A 21,864-nucleotide genomic window follows, 5' to 3' on the forward strand; every position below is an offset into this window, starting at 1 on the left:
CCTACGCGGCCAGGTCGGTGGTGCGGGCCGTCACGCAGTCGCGGACGGCGTCGACCACGCGGCGCACGTCGGCGTCGCTGAGGCCCTGGTGCATCGGCAGCAGCAGGGTCTGCGCCGCGGCCGCTTCCGAGCCCGGCAGCGGCGTCTCCCAGCCGTACGCCGGCACCTCGTGCAGCGGCGGGTAGCGGAACGTCGTGTAGACGCCGCGGGCGTAGAGGTCGCGGGCGATGACGTCCCGCAGCGCCGGGTCGAGCTGCACCCAGTACATGTAGTGGCAGGTCCGGTGCCCGGCCGGCAGCCGCGGCGGCCGGCGCAGCCCGCGCAGGTCGGCGAAGCCCTCGTCGTAGGCCGCCGCGACTTCTTCGCGGCGGGCCACGAACTCCGGCAGCCGCTCCAGCTGCACCAGCCCGATCGCGGTGAGCACGTCGTTGGTCGTCGACCGGCGGGAGAACGTCGTGACGTCGAAGTCCCACCAGCGGGTGCTCGCGCGCATCGCCTGGTCGAAGCCGCTGCGCTGTTCCATGCCCAGGTAGGCCACCTTGGGCGCGCGGGCCGCCAGCTCCGGGTCGCGGACGTACAGCATGCCGCCGTCCACGGTCACCACGATCTTGCCGTGGTCGAAGCTCCACACCGCGATGTCGCCGAACGTGCCGCACGCCTGGCCGTCCACCCGGGAATCGACGGCGATGGCCGCGTCCTCGATGAGCTTGACGCCGCGGTCGCGGCACAGCGCGGCGATCGCCACGACGTCGCCGGGGTGCCCGCCGTAGTGCAGGATCACCACCGCCTTGGTCCGCGGGGTCAGCGCCGCCTCGATGTCGGCCACCCGCGGGTTGAGCGTGTGCGGGTCGACGTCGCAGAACACCGGCCGCGCGCCGCGCGAGGCGACCGCGTTGGCCACGCCGACGAAGCTGATCGACGGCAGGACGACCTCGTCGCCGGGGCCGACGCCGAGCAGTTCCATGGCGATGAACGTGCCCTCGGTGCAGGAGTTGACCGAAACCACGTGCTCGCGCCCGACACCGAGGTGCTCGGCGAACCGCGCCTCGAACTCGGCCGTGCGCCGTCCGCGGCCGATCCAGTTGCTCTCGAAGACTTCCCGCACCGCGGCGAGCTCTCGTTCGCCGAGACAGGGCTGCATCACGTTGATGAGGTCGTCGCTCATGGGCTCCCCTACGGACGGACACTGTCCCCGAACGCTCCCATCGCGCGCGCCCGGGGCACACCTCCCGGAGTGCGGGCTCGGCCGGGCCTCCTCCCGGTGTGCTCTGTTCACCGCACCGGCAACCGAGGAGAGGCCGCCGGTGGCGACGGTCCGTGACCCTGGGTGCCAGGCGGCCGGCTGTCCGGACCGCGACATTCGATTGGAGACACGGATGCGTTTCCTGTCTGAGAACAAGCCGATCACGGTGGCCGTGATCGGCTTCGGCTACGTGGGCTCGTGCGTCGCCGCGACGCTCGCCGACCGCGGCTTCGACGTCGTTGCGGTCGACAGCGACCCGCAGCTCGTCGAAGAGCTTTCGTGGGGCTACTTCCGGATCGAGGAAGCGGGTCTGCCCGACATGGTCTTCCGCGGCATGGAAGCGGGACGGCTGCGGGTCACCACCGACTTCGCCGAGACGGCGGCCGCGGACGTGATCCTGATCTGCGTCGGCACGCCGGTGCGCGACGACGGTTCGCTGTCCTCGGAGCAGCTCGTCGGCGCGTGCCGCCAGCTGCGCACCCACCTGCGGCCCGGGCAGCTCGTGGTGCTCAAGAGCACCGTCCCGCCCGGCACCACGCGGGAGGTCGTGCTTCCCGAGCTGGAAGGCGGCGGCCTGCGCGGCGGTGTCGACTTCGGCCTCGCGTTCACCCCGGAGCGGCTGGCCGAGGGCACCGCGCTCGCCGAGCTGCGCGCGTTCCCGATCGTCGCCGGCGGGTACGGCCCCGACTGCGTCGAGGCGGCCGTCGAGTTCTGGCGGCGCGGCCTGGGCGTCGAGGTCATCCAGCGCGACTCGCTGGAGGCGGCGGAGATCATCAAGCTCGCCAGCAACTGGTGGATCGACCTGAACATCGCGCTGGCCAACGAGCTCGCCAAGTTCTGCGCCATCTACGGCGTGGACGTGCTCGACGTCGTTTCCGCGGCCAACACGATCCCCAAGGGCACCGGGAACGTCAACATCCTGCTGCCGAGCGTCGGCGTCGGTGGCTCCTGCCTGACCAAGGACCCGTGGATGGTCTGGAAGTCCGCCCAGGAGCACGGGGTCGACATCCGCACCGCACCCACCGGCCGCGAGGTCAACGCGGGCATGCCGGAGTACGCCGCCCAGCTGGCCATCGACGAGCTGGTCCGCCAGGGCAAGGACCCGGCGCGGTCGGTCATCGGCGTGCTCGGCCTGGCGTTCAAGAACAACACCGGCGACCTGCGGGCGACGCCGACGGAAGCGACCGTGAAGGCGCTGAAGAAGGCGGGCGCGACCGTGCGCGTGTACGACCCGCTGGTGGAGGCGAAGCAGGTCGAGCCGATGTTCGGCATCGCGCCTTCGACGTCGGTGGCCGACACGGTCCGCGACGCCGACTGCATCGCCGTGCTGGCCCTGCACCGGGACTTCGAGGACATCGACTTCGCGGCCCTGCCGGTGGCGCCCAGGTGCGTCCTGCTCGACGGGCGCGCGTACTACTCGAAGGAGCGGATCGCCGAGCTGGTCGCCGCGGGCTACACCTACCGCGGGATCGGCCGGGGGAGCGCGCTGCGCGACCTCGAATCCGGCGTCGAGTGGGCGGAGGCCGGCTGATGGCGGGACGCAGCGCACGCCGGGTCCTGGTCACCGGCGGCTCCGGGTTCATCGGCCACCACCTCGTCGAACGCCTGCTGGACCGCGGCGACGAGGTCACCGTGTTCGACGCCGTCGCGCCGCGCGAAGTCCGCGAGGGCGTCCGGGTCGTCGAAGGCGACCTCCGGGACGCCGCGGCCCTCGCCCGGGCCGCGGCCGGCACCGAGGTCGTGTTCCACCTCGCCGCCGTGGTCGGCGTGGACCAGTACCTGGCGCGTCCGCTCGACGTGGTCGACATCAACTTCACCGGCACCCGCAACGTGCTCGAGGCCGCCGACGCCGCGGGCGCGCGGGTGGTGCTCAGCTCGACCAGCGAGGTGTTCGGCAAGAACCCGACCGTGCCGTGGCGCGAGGACGGCGACCGGGTGCTCGGCCCGACGTCGTCGGACCGCTGGTCCTACTCCTCGAGCAAGGCGCTGGCGGAGCACCTGACCTACGCCTACGCGCGCCAGCACGGCATCGAGGCGACGATCGTGCGGTACTTCAACGTCTACGGCCCCCGGCAGCGTCCGGCGTACGTCGTCAGCCGGTCGGTGCACCGCGCGCTCAACGGCAAGCCGCTGGTGATCTACGACCGCGGCGTGCAGACGCGCTGCTTCACCTACATCGACGACGCGGTCGAGGGCACGCTGCTCGCGGCGGAGCACCCCGGCGCGGTCGGCGAGGCGTTCAACATCGGCAGCATGGTCGAGACCACGGTCGGCGAGGTCGTCCGGCTCGTCGCCGAGCTGACCGGCGCCCCCGGCACGGTCGAGGTCGACACCGCGGAGAAGCTCGGGTCGTCGTACGAGGACCTGCTGCGCCGCGTGCCGGACAACGCCAAGGCGGGCCGGATCCTCGGCTGGCGGCCGGAAACCTCGTTGCGGGACGGACTGACCAAGACCATCGAGTGGGCCCGGGCGAGCGACTGGTGGCTCGCCCTCGCCGACAACGGAGCCGTCTGACGGCCGGCCGCCGGTCGCGAAAGGACAGTGATTACAGCGATGGAAGAAACCACTTGCCGGGTCTGCGACGCACCGGTGCTCGAGTTCGCCGACCTGGGTGATCAGCCCACGGCCAACGGGTTCCTGCTGCCCGAGGAGGTGGCCGGGGAGTTCCGGTTCCGCCTCGCGGTCGGCGCCTGCACCCGCTGCCGCCTGGTCCAGCTGGTCACCGTGGTGCCGCAGGAACTGCGCTACCACGCGGGTTACCGCTACCACGCGTCCGGCTCCGCCAGCCACCGCGACCACTTCGCGGCCGACGCCCGGCACTTCCTCGAAGCGGAACTGACCGGGCCCGACCCGTTCATCGTCGAGATCGGCTGCAACGACGGTGTCATGCTCGGCACCATCGCCGCCGCGGGCGTCCGGCACCTGGGTGTCGAGCCGTCCGGGAACGTCGCCGACATCGCGCGGGAGAAGGGGGTGCGGGTGCTGTCGGCGTTCTTCGACGAGGACACCGCGGCCGCGGTGCGGGCCGAGCACGGCCCCGCCGACGTCGTCTTCGGCGCCAACACCATCTGCCACATCGCCCACATGGACTCGGTGTTCCGCGGCCTGGACAAGCTGCTGACCCCGGGCGGGGTGTTCGTCTTCGAGGAGCCGTACCTGGAGACGATCGTCAGCGGGATGGCGTTCGACCAGATCTACGACGAGCACGTGTTCTACTTCAGCGTGGCCTCGGTGCAGGCGATGGCCGAGCGGTTCGGGTTCGAGCTGGTCGACGCCGAGCGCATCGCCATGCACGGCGGCGAGGTGCGGTACACGATCGCCCGTCCTGGCGCGCGGGTGCCGTCCGAGCGGCTGGTGGCGCTGCTGGCCGAGGAGGAGTCGACGAAGCTCAACGAGCCGGCCACGCTGGCCGAGTTCGGCCGCAACGTCGCCCGCATCCGCGACGACCTGATGACGCTGCTGCGGCAGCTCAAGGCGGACGGCAAGCGGGTCGTCGGCTACGGCGCCCCCGGCAAGAGCTCGACGGTGACCAACTACTGCGGCATCGGCACCGACCTGGTGCCGTTCGTGTGCGACTCGACGCCGGCCAAGCAGGGCCGCCTGCTGCCCGGCTCGCACCTGCCGGTGCGCCCGCCGGCGGACTTCGCCGACCCGTACCCGGACTACGCGCTGCTGTTCGCGTGGAACCACGCCGAGGAGATCATGGCCAAGGAGCAGGCGTTCCGCGCGGCGGGCGGGAAGTGGATCCGCTTCGTGCCCGACGTCGAGGTGATCTGAGCCAGGCCGGAAACAGGGGCCGCCACCGGAGTGATCCGGTGGCGGCCCCTTTTCTGCTGCTCAGGGCCTTTTTGTGGCGAATTCACCCGATGACCGATGAGTTTCGGCGAGCCCCGCCGTCGTATTGGGCAGAGGCGGCGAACACGCCGGACACCGAAACGAGGGAGATCGTCATGACGCAGCAGAACGTTGCCACCCGGCAGGTCCCGGCCACCACGGAGAAGCGCCCGGGCAAGGGGCTGAACATCGTCCTGTGGGTGCTGCAGATCGGCCTGCTGGCCGAATTCGCGCTGGCCGGCATCGCCAAGGTCACCGCCAACCCGCAGATGGTCGACATGTTCGCCGAGATCGGCGCCGGGCAGTGGTTCCGCGTGCTGACCGGCGTGCTGGAGCTGGCGGGCGCGATCGGCCTGGCGATCCCGGCGCTGTGCGGCCTGGCCGGGCTCGGCCTCGCGGCGCTGAGCGTCGGTGCGACCATCACCAACATCGTCGTGCTGCACACGAACCCCACCATCACCATCGTGCTGTTCGTGGTCGCCGCGGTGGTCGCGTGGGGCCGTCGCGGCCGCACCGCCGAGCTGGTGAACCGGTTCCGGCGATGACCGGCGGACGCGGCCGTCCCGCCCGCCGCCGTGCGGGACGGCCGCGGCGCTTCTCGGAGAATGCGCTTTTTGCGGGCAAACCGGCAGGCGGGATCACAGCGAGGTGATCGGCCGTCACATTACGCCGTATGGTCGTGGCGGAAACGCGGTCCAGGTCTTTCGCGTGAATCGATCACGGAGGATTTCATGAGTACACAGGGAACGGTCGACGAGGACCGCACGCAGGTCGCCGCCGCCCTGGCGGGAGACCGGGAGGCGTTCGGCGGGTTCGTCGAGCGGTACCGGGCGGCACTGCAGGTGCACTGCTACCGGATGCTCGGCTCGCTCGACGACGCGGAAGACATGGTGCAGGAGACGTTCCTGCGGGCGTGGAACAAGCGGGCGAGCTTCGAGCGCCGCTCGGCGTTCCGCTCGTGGCTGTACCGGATCGCCACCAACGCCTGCCTCGACCACCTCGACCGCCGCGGCCGCCAGGCCGTGCCGGCCGACCTCGGGCCGTCGGCCGAATCGACGGCGTCGCCGGGCGAGGTGCCGTGGCTGCAGCCGGTGCCGGACCGGCTGCTGGACGAGGCCGCCTCGGCCGAGGACGACCCGCAGGCGGTCGTCATCGCCAAGGAGACGATCGAACTCGCGTTCCTGACCGCGATCCAGTACCTGCCCCCGCGCCAGCGCGCGATCCTGGTGATGCGGGACGTGCTGGGCTGGCCGGCCAAGGACGCCGCCGAGCTGCTCGGGATCACGGTCGCGTCGGCCAACAGCGGGCTGCAGCGGGCCCGCGCCTCGCTCAAGGAGCACCTGCCCCCGCAGCGTTCGGAGTGGGCGCCGGACACCGATCCGACGACGGCCGAGCGCGCCCTGCTGCAGCAGTACATGGACGCCCACGAGCGCGTCGACCTCGACGCGATCACCGAGCTGCTGTGCGCGGACGCCCGCCTGACGATGCCCCCGCACCCGGCGGCGTTCCTGGGCCGCGACGCGATCGTCGAGTTCGCCGGCGCAACGGTCGCCGAAGGCCGCTACGGCGAGTTCCGCGTGCTGCCGACCCGCGCCAACCGCCAGCCGGCGTGCGCGAAGTACGTGCGCCGGGCGGGGGACGACCGGTTCCGGGCCCAGTCGCTGGACGTGCTGCGGTTCGCCGACGGCAAGGTCGCGGAGATCACCACGTTCATGCCGGACGTGTTCGCCGCGTTCGGCCTGCCGCCGACGTGGGAACTGGGCGAGCGAGATGCGGCGCGATGAGCGTGACCCGCCGGCACGCCCGGCCTTCGACCGCCACGAGGTGACGGTTCCCCCGGATCGGCCGCAGGCGATCGGACCGGGCTGGCCGGAGGGCCTGGTCGTGGTCCGCCGGGGAACGCTCGAGGTCCTGACGGCGGACGGCGGCCGCGCCCGCTTCGGAGCGGGCTCGGTGCTGGCGTTTTCGAAGGCCCTGGTCCCGGCGATCCGGGGCGGTGACGGGCAGCCGGCGGTGCTGGTGGTGGTTTCGCGGCGCTGCCCGGCCCCGCGGACGGCGGAGGACGCGGAGGACGGGGACCGGGTTCCGGGCCGGTGAACCCGGCTCACCAGGAGATGCCCCGCCGGCCCCGTTCCGGCCACACTCGACGGGACCGGCGAGGAGCGGAGCGCTGATGAACGAGCCGCGGTTCGCCACCGGATCCGGTGGCGGTCCCCGACCATCCACTGTGGACAAAAGCGGCCGGCTGCGAGTGCCGGGCGCGAGCCTGTACTACGAAGTGCGCGGCACCGGCCCCGCCCTGCTGCTGATCCCGACCGGCAACGGCGACGGCGGCCCGTACACCCCGCTCGCCGAGGCGCTCGCCGACCGGCACACCGTCGTCACCTACGACAAGCGCGCCTATTCGCGCAGCCCGCTCGACGCCCCCGACGAAGGCGCCGACCGGGTGCGGGCCGACGTCGAAGACGCCCGTGCCGTCATCGAGCAGGTCGCGGGCGGCCGGGCCGACGTGCTCGGCGGCAGCTCCGGTGCCATCGTCGCGCTGGAACTGCTCACGCGGCACCCGGACCGCGTCGGCACCGCCGTCGTGCACGAGCCCCCGCTGGCGTCGGTCCTGCCGGACGCCCCGCAGTGGCTGGAGTTCTACGCCGGCCTCTACCGGACCTACCAGGACTCCGGGCCGTCGGTCGCGATGGGCGTCTTCCGCGAGCGGATGGGCATGCGGGGTACCACGAAACCCCCGGACGACGCGCAGCTCCCGCCCGACGAACTGGCCGCGATGCTGGCCCGGATCCGGGCCAACCACACGCTGTGGTTCGAGCGGGAGGTCCGCGCCTACCCCGCCCTGATCCCCGACATCGAAGCCCTCCGGCCGCTCGCCGGCCGGCTGGTGCTCGGCGGCGGCGACACCTCCCGCGACGACTTCCCGTACCAGCCCAACCGGGTGCTCTCGGCCCGGCTCGGCATCCCGATCACCCACTTCCCCGGCGGTCACGTCGGGTTCGTGACCCACCCGGCCGAATTCGCCGACGCCCTGTCCGCACTGCTCACGCCATAGCTCGCAACCGCGGAGATGCGTCGCCGCACGTCCGGGCGCTTCGATGAACTCGCCCCACGAGCCCGCCACGAGAAGGAGATCCCCATGCGCGTCCTGTTTGCCTGCTACCCGGCACACGCGCACTTCTACCCGTTCGCCACCACCGCGTGGGCGCTGCAGAGCGCGGGCCACGACGTGCGCGTCGCGACGTTCCACGGCCTGACGAACATCATCGCGGCCGCGGGGCTGACACCGGTGCCGCTCGGCGACCCGGACGCCATCGAGGCCCGCTTCCTCGAGGACGCCGGTCTCCCGAGCGCCGGCGACGAGATCGACCGCTACGCCCAGGCGCTGGCCATCGAGCCGCACGAGCGCGACGCGTGGGACGTGTTCTACCAGTACATGCTGCTGCCGTGCGGCGACTACCTGCGCCCGGACCGCCCGGAGGCGGCCCAGCTGGTGGAGTTCACCCGCACCTGGCAGCCGGACCTGGTGGTTTACGACCCGACGTTCCCGATCGCGGCCATCGCGGCGAAGGCGTGCGGTGCGGCGCAGGCCCGGTTCCTGCTCGGCCCGGACATCTACGCGTGGAGCCTCGACCGGCTCGCCAGCCACCGCGAGCAGGTGCTCGCCGCCGGCCTCGACGAGAACCCGCTCGGCTCGATGATCAAGCCGGTGGCGGAGCGGCTGGGCGTCGAGATGGGCGACGACCTGCTGTACGGGCACTTTTCGCTGGACGCGGTGTCGCCCGGCCTGCGGATGCAGACGAGCGCCAAGACGGTCCCGGTCCGGTACGTGCCCTTCGCGGGCGCGTCCGAGCTGCCGGCCTGGCTGTACGAGAAGCCGCAGCGCCCGCGCGTCGCGGTCTCCCTCGGGGTGTCGACGCGCCAGGCGTACGCCGGCTCGCACGTGCGGGACGAGGCCGAGCGCGGCGAGAACGCGTTCGAGTTCGAGGCGAACCCGGAGGTCGTCCGGCTGACCATGCTGATGGAGGCGCTGGGCGAGCTGGACGTCGAGGTGGTCGCGACGCTGAGCGAGGGCCAGCTCAAGGGCATCCCGCCGCTGCCGGACAACGTCCGCGCGGTGCACTACCTGCCGCTGCCCCAGCTGCTGCCGACGTGCACGGCCCTGATCCACCACGGCGGCATCGGCACCCTGGCCGCGGCGACCGGCGCGGAGATCCCGCAGCTGATCTTCGACACCGGCGAAGCGGCCCGCGTGGTGGTGACGGTCCAGGAGGACGGCAGCATCGAGTACGCGATGCCGGACAAGAAGGTCGAGGCGACCTGGACGTCGACGTTCGTGATGAACCACGGCGCCGGCGAGCGGCTCAACCACAAGACGCAGTCGGTGGAGGAGATGCGGAAGCTGATCCAGCAGGTCGTGGAGAACTCGTCCTACCGCGACGGGGCCCGCGCGTTGCACGACGAGTGGCTGGCGACGCCGGGGCCGAATGACATCGTTTCCACGCTGGAGGTCCTGGCCGCGCACCACTGCTCTCGCTGACCCGTTCAGGGAAAGGCCCCGCACGCCGTTGCGTGCGGGGCCTTTCGGCGTTCCGGGACAACGAAATCGGGGCCCGGCGCGCACGCCGGGCCCCGATTGCCGTTGTGGCAGGACTAAAGCAGCTCTCGCAGCACCTTCTTGTCCGCCTTGCCGACCGCCGTGTGCCGGAACGCTTCCAGCACCTCCAGGCGCTCCGGGAGCTTGAACGCCGCCAGGCCGCGGGCCGTCAGCGCTGCGCACAGTTCCTGCAGCGTCAGCGAAAACCCGGGGTGCAGGCGGACGAACAGGCACACGCGCTCGCCCAGCTCCGGGTCCGGCATCGGCACCGCCGCCGCCTCCGCGACCGCCGGGAGCTCCTGGGCCAGGAGTTCCACCTCGGCCGCCGAGATCTTCTCGCCGCCGCGGTTGATCAGGTCCTTAACCCGGCCGCACACCACGAGGTCGCCCGCCGGGGTGATGCGGACCAGGTCGCCCGTGCGGAACCAGCCGTCCGGGGTGAACACCTGGCGGTTGACCTCCGGGACGCCGAAGTAGCCGCGGGGCGTGTACGGCCCGCGCGTGAGCAGCTCGCCCACCTCGCCCGGGCCCACCGGCTCGCCGTCGACGTCCACCAGCAGCAGCTCGTCGAACGGGCTGATCGGCTTGCCCTGCGTGCCGTGCGCCACCTCGTCGGGTGCGTCCGGTGCCGTGTAGCAGACCAGGCCCTCCGCCATTCCGTACACCTGCTGCAGCCCGCAGCCCAGTGCCGGCCCGATGCGCGCCGCCACCTCCGGGGCCAGCACCGAGCCGCCCACGTGCAGGTGCCGCAGGCTGCTCAGGTCGCGGGTGGTGCCCGCGGCCGCCTCGATCCACCGGAGCGCGACCGCCGGGACCGCCGAGGTGACCGTGACGCCTTCCGCCTCGATCGCTTCGAACACCGCGTCCGGCCGCGGCGAGGGCAGCAGGACCGCCCGGCCGCCGGCGTACAGCGCGCCCAGGATGCCCGGGTTGGCGAGCGGGAAGTTGTGCCCGGCCGGGAGCACCGCCAGGTACACCGTGTCCGGCCGGAACCCGCACGCCGCCGCGCACCGGCGGATGTTGTACTCGTAGTCGTCGTGGGTGCGGGCGATCACCTTGGGCGTGCCCGTCGTCCCGCCCGAAAGCAGGAAGACGGCCACGTCCGAACCGGACGGCGCGTGCTCGTCCAGCCACTCCCGCCGGGCGGCCGGGTCGCCGGACTGCTTGATCAGGCCCCGCACGTCGACGTGGCCCGCCCGGACCTCGTCGCCCACCACCAGCACCCGCACCGGGTGCGGCAGCGTGGCCGCGACCCGCTCGGCGAGGTCCTGGTGGTCGTAGCCCTTCCAGGTGTCCGGCACGAAGATCGCCTTCACCCCGACGTGCGCGCCGATCGAGGCCAGCTCGTGCTCGCGGTGCGGCGGCAGCATCATCACCGGTACCACGCCGAGCCGGAAGCAGGCGAGCGTGACGACCACGAACTCCCACTGGTTCGGCAGCTGCACCAGCACCGTGTCGCCGCGGGCGAGCCCGCTCGCGGCCAGGCCGGTGGCCAGGCCGTCGGCGTGCTCGGCGAGCTCGCGGTAGGTGAGCCGGACGTCGCCGTCCACCACCGCGACCCGGTCGGGCCGGCGCGCCGCCCATTCCCACAGGTAGGAGCCCAGTGGCCGGCCGCGCCAGCAGCCGGCCGCCCGGTAGGCGTGCGCCAGGTCGGCGGGCCACGGCGTGACCCGCTCGTCGATCCCGTGGTGCGGCCGGGGTTCGCTCACGCCGCCTGCTCCAGTTCCGCCGGGTCGAGCCGCTCGGTGAGCAGCTCGGCCACGGCCTCGACGGTCGGCCGGTCCCAGAACAGCGTCGACGGCAGCTGCAACCCGAACCGCCGTTCGAGACCACGGCGGATCCGGACCGTCATCACCGAGTCCAGCCCCATCTCGACCAGCGGACGGCGCGCGTCCACCTCGTCGGCCGGCAGCTTCGTCTCCGCCGACACCTGGTCGCGGATCTCCGCGGTCAGCACCGCCGTCAGCTCCGGCCCGGTCAGCCCGGCCCACGGCTCGTCGTGCTCCGGCTCGCCGTCCTGACCCGTCGTGTCCTCCGGCAGCGCCGAAAGCAGCGGCAGCCGCCGGTCGCCCGGGCCCAGGGGCACCGTGCGCAGCACGGCCGCGTAGCCGAGTTCGTGCCGCTCGATCAGCTCCCACGCGGCGAACGCGTCGGCCGGGGCGATGTCCGCGGTGCCGCGGGCGGCCAGCTCGACGTCGATGATCTCCGACGAGGTCGACATGCCGAGCCCGCGCCACGACGTCCAGCCGAAGCTGGTCGTCCCGGTGTCCCCGGCGGCGCGCCGGTGCGCGGCGAGCGCGTCGAGGAACGCGTTGGCCGCCGCGTAGCTGGCCTGCCCGGGCAGGCCGAGCAGGTAACCGCTGGAGGAGAACAGCGCGAAGAAGTCCACGCTCCCCGGCGGGTACAGCCGGTGCAGCGTGAGCGCGCCGTCGACCTTGGGCCGCAGCACCGTGCGCAGCGACTCCTCGTCGAGCGTGCGCAGCTCGCGGTTGTCCAGCACGCCGGCCGCGTGCACCACCCCGCGCACGGGCGGCAGCCCGAGCGCGGCGGGGGCGAGCAGCCGGGCGGCCTCGTCGTGGTCGGCGATGTCGACCGCGACCGGGACCACCGTGACACCGAGCCGCTCCAGGGAGCGCACGGCGTCGAGCTTCGCCTTTTCGCCGGGATCCGAGACGCTGTCCCAGGTGTCGCGCGGCGGGAGCCCGCCCCGGCCGGCGAGCACGAGGCGCCGCGCGCCCCGGTCGGCCAGCCACTGCGCGACCCGCAGGCCGAGCACGCCCAGCCCGCCGGTGACCAGGTAGGTGCCGTCCGGCTGGCAGCCACGCGGCCGTCCGGCCGGTTCGCCGTCGAGCGGGAGCAGCCGGGGGACCAGCGCCTCGCCGTCGCGGATCGCGACGACGTCCTCGCCGCGGGCCGTCGTCAGCACGTCGAGCAGGGCCGGGACGTCCGCGGGGGAGTCGCCGACGTCGACGACCCCGCCCCAGATCTCCGGGTGCTCGCCGCCGATGATCCGGCCGACGCCCCACGCCGACGCGTGCGCGAGCGCGGCCGCGTCCACCGCGGACCGCACCCCCTGCGTGACGCACCAGAGCCGCGCCTGCGCCGAGGCCAGCCGCTGGGCGGTGGCCGAGAGCAGCCACGACGCCTCGGCGGCCGCCGAAGCGACCGTCGCCGGCCGGGCCCGGCCCGGCACGACCAGGACGTCGTGCTCGCCGGTCAGCTCCTCGTCGGTCAGCTCGTCCGGCCCGCCGACGACGCGGAACGGCACCGACGCGCCGGCCAGCCGTTCGGTGAGCCGTCCGATCAGCGCGCTGTCCGGCCCGACCAGCACCGCGGCCCGCCGCTCCTGCGGTTCCGTGCGCTCCAAGGGCGCCCAGCCGAGGGGGTGGACCAGCTTGTGCGGGCCGACGCCGGTGCCGGCGTCGCCCGACGGGGCACCGTCCAGGACGCCGTAGCGCAGGCCGGCCAGCCGGCCCACCACGACCCCGCCGTCGTCGGCGATCTCGACGTCCACGGTGAGCTCGCCGGTCTGCCGCACGGTGATCGTGGCCTGCGCGGGTGACGCGGCGGCCAGCGAAACCCGCGTGATGTGCGCGGGCATCCGCAGGATCGGCTCGCCGGTGAACACGACCGACGCCGTCGACAGGGCGGCGTCGAGGACCGAGGCCCAGGTGCCCGGCCGGGCTTCCGGGTCGGGGTCCGCGCGGACGGTGGCCACGAGCGTGCCCTCGCCGCGGCGCAGGTGCTCCACGACCCAGGGGAAGCCCATGGCGGCGACGCCGAGGGAAGCCAGCCGCTCGATCACGAACCCGGCGGGCAGGTCCTCGGCCGTGGTGGCCTCGACGGCCGGTTCCGCCGCCGGGTCCGTCCGCGGTTCCAGGCTGGCCGTGGTGTGCGTGGCCCAGCCCTGCTCGGCGGCGTCCCCGCCGGGCGTCCCGCGCCCGCTCAGCCGGCTCGACAGCCGGATCGTGCCGTCCTGCAGCACCACCTGCAGGTCCCGCGTGCTGGTGACGCTGACCGGGACGCGCAGGGCGACCTCGGCCAGGTCGGCTTGCGGGCCGACGGCGGCCGCCGCGGTGGCGAAGGTGTTCAGCAGCACGGCGGCCGGGATGATCTCGACGCTGCGCACCGGGTGGTTGCCGGGGTAGGGCCGCGACTCGCGGTCCAGCCGGGTCGACCAGACGTGCGCCGGCGTGGTGCCGCGCACCACGGTCCGCCCGCCGAGCAGCGTGTGCCCGGTGACGTCGTGGTGCTCGGCCAGTGCCGTGGGTGCGTCCGGTTCCTCCGCCCAGTGCGGCTTGTGCTGCCACGCGGTCGTGGGCAGGTCGGCGACGCCGCCTTCGGGCCACAGGGCCCGCCAGTCGACGTCGGCGCCCTGCCCGTGCAGCAGGCCGAGGTTGGTCAGCAGGGTTTCGCGCTCCGGCTTGGCCCGCCGCAGCGTGTGGGTGACGAACCCGTCGGTGATGCCGAGGCCGTCGAACGTCTCGTTGATCGAGTGCTCGACGACCGGGTGCGGCGACACCTCGAGGAACAGCCGGTGGCCGTCCTCCAGGGCGGCGGTCAGCCCCTGCACGAACCGCACGGTGTTGCGCAGGTTGGCGGCCCAGTAGGCGCCGTCGCGCGGGCTTTCCGTGCGCGGGTCGGCCAGCGCGGTGCTGTAGAGCGGGACGGTGGCCGGCCGCGGGTCGAGGTCGGCCGCGGCCGCCGCCAGCTCGTCGAGCAGCGGGTCCATCTGCGCGCTGTGGAAGGCGACGTCCGAGTCGACCAGCCGGCCGCCGGTGCCTTCGGCCCGCAGCCGCTCGGTGAACTCCTGGATCGCGGTGACTTCCCCGGACACCACGGTCGACGTGGTGGCCGCGGCGACCGCGACCGCGAGGTCGGTGCGGCCGGCCAGCCGGCGCTCCACCTCCTCGGGCGGCAGCGCCACCATCACCATGCCGCCCTGCCCGGCGACCCGGCGCAGCAGCGCCGAGCGGCGGCAGACCAGCCGGGCACCCTCGTCGAGGGTCAGCACCCCGGCGGTGACCGCCGCGGCGATCTCGCCGACCGAATGCCCGAGCACCGCCGCCGGGCGCAGGCCGCGCGCGCGCCAGGCCGCGGCCAGCGCCACCTGCATCGCGAAGATCATCGGCTGGATGACGTCCACCGGCTGCCGGGCGTCGGACCGCACGACGGCCTTCGGCGAAACCCCCAGCTCGGCGACGAAGACCGGGTCGATCTCGTCGAGCACCGCGGCGAAGGCGGGATCGGTGTCCATCAGCTCGCGGCCCATCCCGACCCACTGCGAACCGTGGCCGGAGAACACCCAGACCGCGCCCGTACCGGTGGCCGGGCCGGCGACCGACTCCGGTCCGGAGACGGCCAGTTCGCCGAGCCGGTTGATCAGCTCGGTGCGGTCCTCGGCGAAGACCGCGGCCCGGTGCGGCAGGTGCGGGCGGCGCACGGCCAGGGTGTGGCCGATGTCGGCCAGGCCGGTGTCCCGGTGCGCGGTCAGCCAGCCGACCAGCCGGCCCGCGTTCTGCCGCACCGCCTCGGCGCTGGCCCCGGACACCGGGTACAGCGCGGGCCCGGTGTCCTCGGTGGCCGGGCGGTCCGCGGTCGCGTCCGCCTCTTCGAGGATGACGTGCGCGATCGTGCCGCCGTAGCCGTACCCGGAGACCCCGGCGCGGCGCGGGCCGGCCTGCACCGGGAACGGCGTCGGCTCGGTCACCACCCGCAGCCGGGCCTCGTCCCAGGGGATGGCCGGGTTCGGCGTTTCGCAGTTCAGGCTCGGCGGGATCTCGGCGTGCTGCAGGGCCAGCACGGCCTTGATGACGCCGGCGACGCCCGCGCCCGCCTCCAGGTGCCCGATGTTGGGCTTGACCGAGCCGATCAGGCACGGCTCTTCGGCGGCCCGGCCCTTGCCGAACACCGACGCCATCGCCGCGGCCTCGAGCGGGTCGCCCGCGCGCGTGCCGGTGCCGTGCGCCTCGACGTAACCGACGGTCGCCGGGTCGATGCCCGCGGCCTCGTAGGTGCGGCGCATCAGGTGGGCCTGCGCGTCGCCGCTCGGGGCCATGATGCCGTTCGTGCGCCCGTCCTGGTGCACCGCGCTGCCGCGCAGCACGGCGAGCACGTGGTCGCCGTCGCGCTGGGCGTCGGACAGCCGCTTGAGCACGACCATGCCGCCGCCCTCGCCGCGGCCGTAGCCGTCGGCGTCGGCGGCGAAGGACTTGCAGCGGCCGTCGGGCGAGGTGGCCCCGGCCGCGTCCAGGACGAGCGAAAGCCCGGGCGCGGCCATCACCAGCACGCCGCCGGCCAGCGCCACCGGGCACTCGCCCGCGCGCAGGGCCTGGGCCGCCAGGTGGATGGACACCAGCGACGACGAGCACGCGGTGTCCACCACCGCGCTCGGGCCGCGCAGATCCAGCGCGTAGGAGACCCGGTTGGCCACCGCGCAGTACGAGCTGCCGATGCCGGTCCAGGCCTCGATCCGCGGCAGGTCCTCCAGCAGCCGGCGGCCGTAGTCGTCGGCGCCGACACCCATGAAGACGCCGGTGTCGGTGCCGGCGAGCGACCGCGGCGGGAGGCCCGCGTGCTCCAGGGCCTCCCACGCCAGTTCCAGGACGATCCGCTGCTGCGGGTCCATCAAGGCGGCTTCACGCGGGGTGAGGTCGAAGAAGTCCGCGTCGAAACCCTTGATGTCGTCGAGGAAGGCGCCCGACCGGGTGACATCGCGCAGCGCGGCCGCGTGGGCGCCGCTCTGCCGCGCGTACCACGCCCAGCGGTCCTCCGGGACCTCGCCGATCGTGTCCGCACCCTCGCGCAGCAGCCGCCAGAACTTCGCCGGCGAGTCGATCCCGCCGGCGAAGCGGCAGGCCATCCCGATCACGGCGATCGGCTCCGGCCGTGCACCGGAGTGCTCGAGCCCCTCGGTCATCGACCCTCCTGGCCGGCGGTTTCCTTGTGGGCGACGACGAGCGCGTGGCTGAAGCCCATGTCCTGGTGCAGGTCGACGCGCGCGAACCCGGCGTCGAGCGCGGCGCGCTCCATGTCGGCCGGCGCGTAGGTCATGCCCTCGCCGGAGGCGAGCGTGAGGAAGTACGGCGAGACCAGCCCGGCCGCCATCGACCCGGTGCCCTCGTCGTTGCAGACCCAGTTGTAGACCAGGCAGACGCCACCCTCGGGCAGCGCGTCGTAGCACCGGCGCAGCAGCTCGGTGTTGCGCTCCAGCGACCAGATTTCGAAGATGTGGAACACGAAGATCGCGTCCGCGCCCTCGGGGTAGGCGTCGTGGAGGATGTCACCGGCGTGGAAGTGCACGCGCTTGCGGACGTCCGGGTCCTCGATGCGGCCGGCGGCCAGCTGCGTCACGCTCTCCTGGTCCATGACGGTGATCTCGAGCTGCGGGTAGCGCTTGGCCAGCTCCACGGAGTTGCTGCCGTCGCCGCCCGCGAGGTCGATGGCGTGGCGGATGCCGGAGAAGTCGTACTTCTCCAGGATCTGCGCGAACGCCCGCCGCGACGCGTCGCCCATGTTGTCGTAGAACACCTTCTGCAGGTCCGGGGTCGCGGTGAGGCGCTCGTAGAGGGTGTCGCCCGGGCCTTCGAGCCGGCGCAGGCCGACGTTGGTGTTCTGCCGGATGGACTCGGCGAAGTCGACCATCGTGGCGTTGATGATCTTCGCCTGGATGTCGATCAGCGGGCCGAGGAAACGCTCGCCCCCACGCAGCAGCTTGCGCTCGACCATCTTGCTGTTGACGTACTTGTCGCCCTGCTTTTCCAGCAGCAGCAGCGAAGCGAGCCCCAGCAGCAGGATCCGGGCCGGCTGGCGCTCGACCCCGAGCGCGGCCGCCGTCTCGTCGACGTCCATGCCACCCGCCGCGTCCAGCTTCTCGAACAGCTCGAACTCGAGGGCGGTGCGCAGCACCTCGAACGCGGAGGTGCCGTGGACCAGGATCCGCAGATAGTCGGCCTCAGTGATGGTTACCTTGCGACTGTCCGCCATGGTTCCTCCGTCGGTTAGCTACGTCGCTTTCGGATGCGACACACCTGGCGTCCATGGTCTTCCGCGGGGGGCTTGCCGCTCGACTCCGTTCATGCGATCCCTGCGGGGGATCTCTTTGCTGAGGCATTGGGGCGTTGTTGCAACCCCGAAGCCTGATTGTGACTACGGCCGGCGGTACCGCGTCAAGGCGGGAAAGATGCCTTGACCCGGCACCGCCGGCCGTGTTCGGGCTTCGGATCGGGGTTGCGGGGGGGGCCTGGGTTCCTTTGGGGTCGGGTTGTGCGTGCCTCTTTCGGTGACGCTGTGGGCTTTGGCCGCCGGTGAGGCTGTGGCTGGCTGTGGCTGTGGCTGATTCCTTACGGCACAACGAAAGTGGCCCCGCTGGGGGCGGGGCCACTTGTCGTCGTGCTGCGGGGGTCAGACCGCTGTGGTCGGTACCTGGCCGTCCTCCTGGTCGGCCGGTGCCGGTGCTTCCTCCTCCGGCGGGGGGCCGCCCGGGGCGCCCAAGGGGGCGAGGGCCCGCAGGGTCGCGTAGGTCAGCACGGCCAGCGCGGCGAACGCGACCGCGCAGATCGTGGCGGCCAGGGAGACCGAGGAGTTGAACGCTTCGCGAGCCGTCGTCAGGAGGCTGCTCGCGATGTCGCCCGGGAGCTTCGCCGCTCCGACGAACGCTCCGGCGATGCTTTCGCTCGCCGGGCCGGCCACGTCCGCCGGCACGTTCGCGGGCACCGTCACCTTGGACTGGTACACCGCCGTCGCGAGGCTGCCCAGGGCCGCGATGCCCAGGGCCAGACCGAGCTCGCCGCCGGTGGAGGCCAGGGAGGCCGCCGAGCCCGCGCGCTCCGGCGGGGCCGCCCGCATGACCAGCTGGCTGACCAGCGGGCCGACCGGGCTCACCCCGAGGAACACGATGCTCAGGCCGGTGATCAGGGTGCCGAGCCCGCCGACGCTGACCTGCGTCAGCAGCACCATGCCCACGGCGGAAATGAGGGCTCCGCCGATCAGCAGGAACGCCGGGCGCACCTTCGCCGACAGGTTCGTGACGATCTGGATGCCGAAGATCAGCGCGAACGACGGCACCAGCATCCACAGCCCGGCCGCGAGCGGCGACAGGTCGTCGACCAGCTGCATGTGCTGGGTCAGCAGGAAGGCCGCGCCGCCCTGCACCGAGGCCACCAGGATGCTGAGGATCAGCGAGCCGCTCACCGCGGGGATGGCGAACAGCCGGATGTCCAGCAGCGGGTGGTCCAGGCTGCGCTGCCGCAGCACGAACACGATGCCGAACACGACGCCGACGACCACCGCGATGATCTGGACGGCACCGGCGCCGGAGCGGGCCAGTTCCTTGAGGCCGTAGATGAACGGCAGGATCGCGGCCAGCGACAGCGCGACGCTGAACAGGTCGACCCGGCCCGCGTGCGGGTTCTTCGACTCCGGCAGCAGGAACGGGCCCGCCGCCAGCAGCAGCACCATGACCGGCACGCCGATCAGGAACACCGAACCCCACCAGAACGAGTTCAGCAGCGCGCCACCGATCACCGGGCCGAGGGCCACGCCGGCCATCATGGCCGTGGACCAGATCCCGATCGCCGCACCCATCTGCTTCGGGTGCGGGAACATGTTCATGATCAACGCGAGGGTCGACGGCATGATCGTCGCCCCCGCCACACCCATCAACGCCCGGGCGACGATGAGCATTTCCGGGCTCTTCGAGTAGGCCGCGACGATCGACAGCAGGCCGAAGGCCGCCGCCCCGATCAGGAGCAGCCGGCGCCGGCCGATCCGGTCACCCAACGTGCCCATGGTGACGAGGAAGCCGGCGATGAGGAAGCCGTAGATGTCGGTGATCCACAGCTGTTCCAGGCTGCTCGCACCCAGGCTTTCGCTCAGGTGGGGAACCGCGAGGAACAACACGCCGTTGTCGAGCATCGTCAGCATGGTGGGCAGGGCGAGAATCGCCAGCCCGATCCATTCCCGCCGCCCTGCCAGAGGCGGACCCTGTTCGCCAGTCACTTTTCCAGTCCTCTCGTCTTGCTCTGCCGATTGTCCGCGTCGGATGCCGCACGTGCGACGGAGCGCGAACCATCTTCGCGGAAACACCCCGTTCGCGGCACCTTCAGGAATGCGCAGTGCGTCCGAGCGGAAGGGCTGCGCGCCACCGACCATCGCGCCGTCCGGGACGGCCCGCATCTCCGCCGTTGCGCCGACACCGCAGCGGCGGAGACGAGCTCGCCACCGGCGCGGACCTAAGGTCCGCACCAAGGCGAACCGCCGGCCGGACGGGGGAGAAACGCATGCGGGTCCTGTTCACGTCCGCGGCCCTGTGTGGCCATTTCTATCCGCTCGTGCCGCTCGCGTGGGCGTTCCGCGGGCTCGGCCACGAGGTGCTCGTGGCGGTCGCCGACGACTTCGTGCCGGAGGTGCTGCGGGCCGGCCTCCCGTCCGTCTCGTGTGGACCGGCGGCGGACTTCACCGGGTTCGCGGCCGAGGGCGAGCCCGGCCGGCTGGCCGAGCGGCGGTACGGCAACGGGCGCGTGTTCGGCCGCAACGCGGCGCAGAACCTGCCCGGCCTGCTGTCCATCGTGGAGTCGTGGCGGCCGGAACTGGTGCTCAGCGAGCGCGCGGAGGCGGCCGGCCCGGTGGCGGCGTCGGTGTTCGGCGTGCCCTCGGTGGAGCTGCAGTGGGGGATCCCGCTGCTGCGCGAATACCGGGCGGCGGCCGGGGACGAGCTCGGGCCGCACCTGGCGGGCCTGGGCCTGCCGTCGGTGCCGCCGCCGGTCACCGTGCTGAACCCGTGGCCGCCCAGCATGCGCCGGTCGCACGCGCTCACCCAGCGCCGGATGCGCAACGTGCCCTACGACGGCCAGGCCCGGGTCCCCGCCTGGGTGTGGCAGCCGCGCAGCCGGCCGCGGATCTGCCTCACGCTGGGCACGGTGCTGCCCCGCCTCGGCATCGACGGCGTGTCCGGCGTGGTCATCCCGATGCTGCGGGAACTGGCCCGGCTCGAAGCGGACGTCGTGGTGGCGGTCGAGGACGAGGTCGCGGCCGGCTGGCCGCCGCTGCCCGCGGTGGCCACGCACGTCGGCCGGCTGCCGCTGTCGCACGTGCTGCGGGCCTGTGACCTCGCCATCCACCACGGCGGGCAGGGCACGTCGCTGACCGCGCTGGGCGCGGGCCGGCCGCAGCTGGTCCTGCCGGCCTTCGACGACCAGCTGGACAACGCGGCCGCGGTGGTGACGGCGGGCGCGGGCCTGCAGCTGCCGCCCGGCGAGGCGGACCCGGCCACGGTCGCCGACCTTTGCGCGGAGCTGCTGGGCCGGCCGGTGTTCCGCCAGGCCGCGGCCGGGATCGCGGCCGAGATCGCCCGGCAGCCGTCGCTGGCCGAGGTGGCGGCCGACCTGACGGCGCTGGCCGCGGACCGCCGGTCGAACGCCGCCTGACCCCCGCGCGCGGAAAAAAGAGAGCACGCTCGGAGTTGCGCCGGGGACAATTCCTTCCGAACCTCCGAAGGTGCCCGATCGAACCGGTGTCGTCCGGGTGTGACGGTATGCTCGCCCGGATCGTTTCGATTACTGCGCGCGAAAGGGAGCGGGATATTGGGAAAGGTCATCGTCGACATCACGGTGTCGCTGGACGGGTTCATCGCCACGCCGGACGATGACGTGGAACGCCTGCACCGATGGGCGTTCACGAGCATCGGCGCGGACGACGAATACACCGCCGAAGCGCGGGAACTGTTCGAGAAGAACGAGTTCGGGGCGATTTTCGCCGGGCGGCGCACGTACGAGGTGTCCGGGGCGTGGAGCGGCAACCCGCCCGTTCCGGTGCCGTACGTCATTCTTTCGCACGACGTCCCGGAAAAGGTGAAGTCCGGCGAGTGGTCGCGGTTCGTCTTCGTTTCCGGTGACATCGAAACCGCGATGGCCAAGGCGTCCGAGGTCGCCGGCGGCCGCTCGGTGGGCGTGATGGGCGGCGCCGACGTCATCCAGCAGTGCCTCAAGGCCGGCCTGGTCGACGAGCTGTGGCTGCACGTCGTGCCGGTGCTGCTCGGCTCGGGCATCCGGCTGTTCGACCACATCGGCGCCCAGCAGGAGCTCGAGCTGGTGCACACGAAGGAGGGCCCGGAGACCTTCCGGATGCTCTACCGCGTCGTCAGGTGAGGGCCGGGTGCGTGGGGCGGACCGCGCACCCGCCCCACCCG

The 21,864-nt window shown here is 72.8% G+C and carries 15 protein-coding genes; 10 read left to right on the plus strand and 5 right to left on the minus strand.

Annotated features, from left to right (window positions below; translation table 11 throughout):
* Window position 1: 1 nt before the first annotated feature.
* Complete coding sequence (locus ABZW17_RS24700; RefSeq protein WP_354818548.1) at window positions 2-1,165, minus strand: DegT/DnrJ/EryC1/StrS family aminotransferase; 1,164 nt, start codon at window positions 1,163-1,165, stop codon at window positions 2-4.
* Window positions 1,166-1,376: 211 nt separating this feature from the next.
* On the opposite strand from ABZW17_RS24700, the gene ABZW17_RS24705 reads away from it, so the two are divergent.
* From ABZW17_RS24705 to ABZW17_RS24740, 8 genes are all read left to right on the plus strand, one after another.
* Window positions 1,377-2,774, plus strand: a complete 1,398-nt coding sequence (locus tag ABZW17_RS24705; protein ID WP_354818551.1) for a nucleotide sugar dehydrogenase — start codon at window positions 1,377-1,379, stop codon at window positions 2,772-2,774.
* Complete coding sequence (locus tag ABZW17_RS24710; RefSeq protein WP_354818554.1) at window positions 2,774-3,757, plus strand: NAD-dependent epimerase/dehydratase family protein; 984 nt, start codon at window positions 2,774-2,776, stop codon at window positions 3,755-3,757. Before ABZW17_RS24705 ends, ABZW17_RS24710 begins: the two co-directional genes overlap by 1 nt.
* A 39-nt stretch (window positions 3,758-3,796) precedes the next feature.
* Window positions 3,797-5,020 carry a class I SAM-dependent methyltransferase gene (locus ABZW17_RS24715; RefSeq protein WP_354818557.1) on the plus strand — a complete coding sequence of 408 codons (1,224 nt, stop codon included), beginning with the start codon at window positions 3,797-3,799 and terminating at the stop codon, window positions 5,018-5,020.
* Window positions 5,021-5,193: 173 nt separating this feature from the next.
* Complete coding sequence (locus ABZW17_RS24720) at window positions 5,194-5,622, plus strand: DoxX family protein (protein WP_354818560.1); 429 nt, start codon at window positions 5,194-5,196, stop codon at window positions 5,620-5,622.
* 186 nt (window positions 5,623-5,808) lie between these two features.
* Entirely contained in the window at window positions 5,809-6,861 is a 1,053-nt protein-coding gene (locus ABZW17_RS24725; RefSeq protein WP_354818563.1) for an RNA polymerase subunit sigma-70, read from the plus strand.
* Window positions 6,848-7,174 carry a hypothetical protein gene (locus ABZW17_RS24730; protein WP_354818566.1) on the plus strand — a complete coding sequence of 109 codons (327 nt, stop codon included), beginning with the start codon at window positions 6,848-6,850 and terminating at the stop codon, window positions 7,172-7,174. The genes ABZW17_RS24725 and ABZW17_RS24730 overlap by 14 nt, the downstream gene beginning before the upstream one ends.
* Window positions 7,175-7,250: 76 nt before the next feature.
* Window positions 7,251-8,135: an alpha/beta hydrolase gene (locus tag ABZW17_RS24735; protein WP_354818569.1), complete on the plus strand. Its 885-nt coding sequence runs from the start codon at window positions 7,251-7,253 to the stop codon at window positions 8,133-8,135.
* Window positions 8,136-8,219: 84 nt separating this feature from the next.
* Complete coding sequence (locus ABZW17_RS24740) at window positions 8,220-9,620, plus strand: nucleotide disphospho-sugar-binding domain-containing protein (RefSeq protein WP_354818572.1); 1,401 nt, start codon at window positions 8,220-8,222, stop codon at window positions 9,618-9,620.
* Between the two features lie 113 nt (window positions 9,621-9,733).
* Here the strand turns inward: ABZW17_RS24740 and ABZW17_RS24745 are convergent, their stop codons facing one another.
* The 4 genes from ABZW17_RS24745 to ABZW17_RS24760 form a co-directional block, all read right to left on the minus strand.
* On the minus strand, window positions 9,734-11,386 hold the full coding sequence (locus tag ABZW17_RS24745; protein ID WP_354818575.1) for an AMP-binding protein: 1,653 nt from the start codon (window positions 11,384-11,386) through the stop codon (window positions 9,734-9,736).
* Window positions 11,383-16,596, minus strand: a complete 5,214-nt coding sequence (locus ABZW17_RS24750; RefSeq protein WP_354818578.1) for a type I polyketide synthase — start codon at window positions 16,594-16,596, stop codon at window positions 11,383-11,385. The genes ABZW17_RS24745 and ABZW17_RS24750 overlap by 4 nt, the downstream gene beginning before the upstream one ends.
* Window positions 16,593-17,663, minus strand: coding sequence for a methyltransferase (locus ABZW17_RS24755; protein WP_354818581.1), 1,071 nt, complete (start codon window positions 17,661-17,663; stop codon window positions 16,593-16,595). The genes ABZW17_RS24750 and ABZW17_RS24755 overlap by 4 nt, the downstream gene beginning before the upstream one ends.
* A gap of 417 nt (window positions 17,664-18,080) precedes the next feature.
* Window positions 18,081-19,601, minus strand: coding sequence for an MFS transporter (locus tag ABZW17_RS24760; RefSeq protein ID WP_354818584.1), 1,521 nt, complete (start codon window positions 19,599-19,601; stop codon window positions 18,081-18,083).
* 356 nt (window positions 19,602-19,957) lie between these two features.
* Here ABZW17_RS24760 and ABZW17_RS24765 point away from each other — a divergent pair, with 356 nt between their 5' ends.
* Together ABZW17_RS24765 and ABZW17_RS24770 are read left to right on the plus strand one after the other, a co-directional pair.
* Complete coding sequence (locus tag ABZW17_RS24765) at window positions 19,958-21,103, plus strand: nucleotide disphospho-sugar-binding domain-containing protein (RefSeq protein WP_354818587.1); 1,146 nt, start codon at window positions 19,958-19,960, stop codon at window positions 21,101-21,103.
* A 156-nt stretch (window positions 21,104-21,259) separates the two neighbouring features.
* The gene (locus ABZW17_RS24770) at window positions 21,260-21,823 is read left to right on the plus strand and encodes a dihydrofolate reductase family protein (RefSeq protein ID WP_354818590.1); all 564 of its coding nucleotides are present in this window, start codon (window positions 21,260-21,262) and stop codon (window positions 21,821-21,823) included.
* The last annotated feature ends 41 nt before the right edge of the window (window positions 21,824-21,864 follow it).

It is taken from the genome of Amycolatopsis sp. NPDC004625, assembly GCF_040609695.1.
Lineage (GTDB): Bacteria > Actinomycetota > Actinomycetes > Mycobacteriales > Pseudonocardiaceae > Amycolatopsis.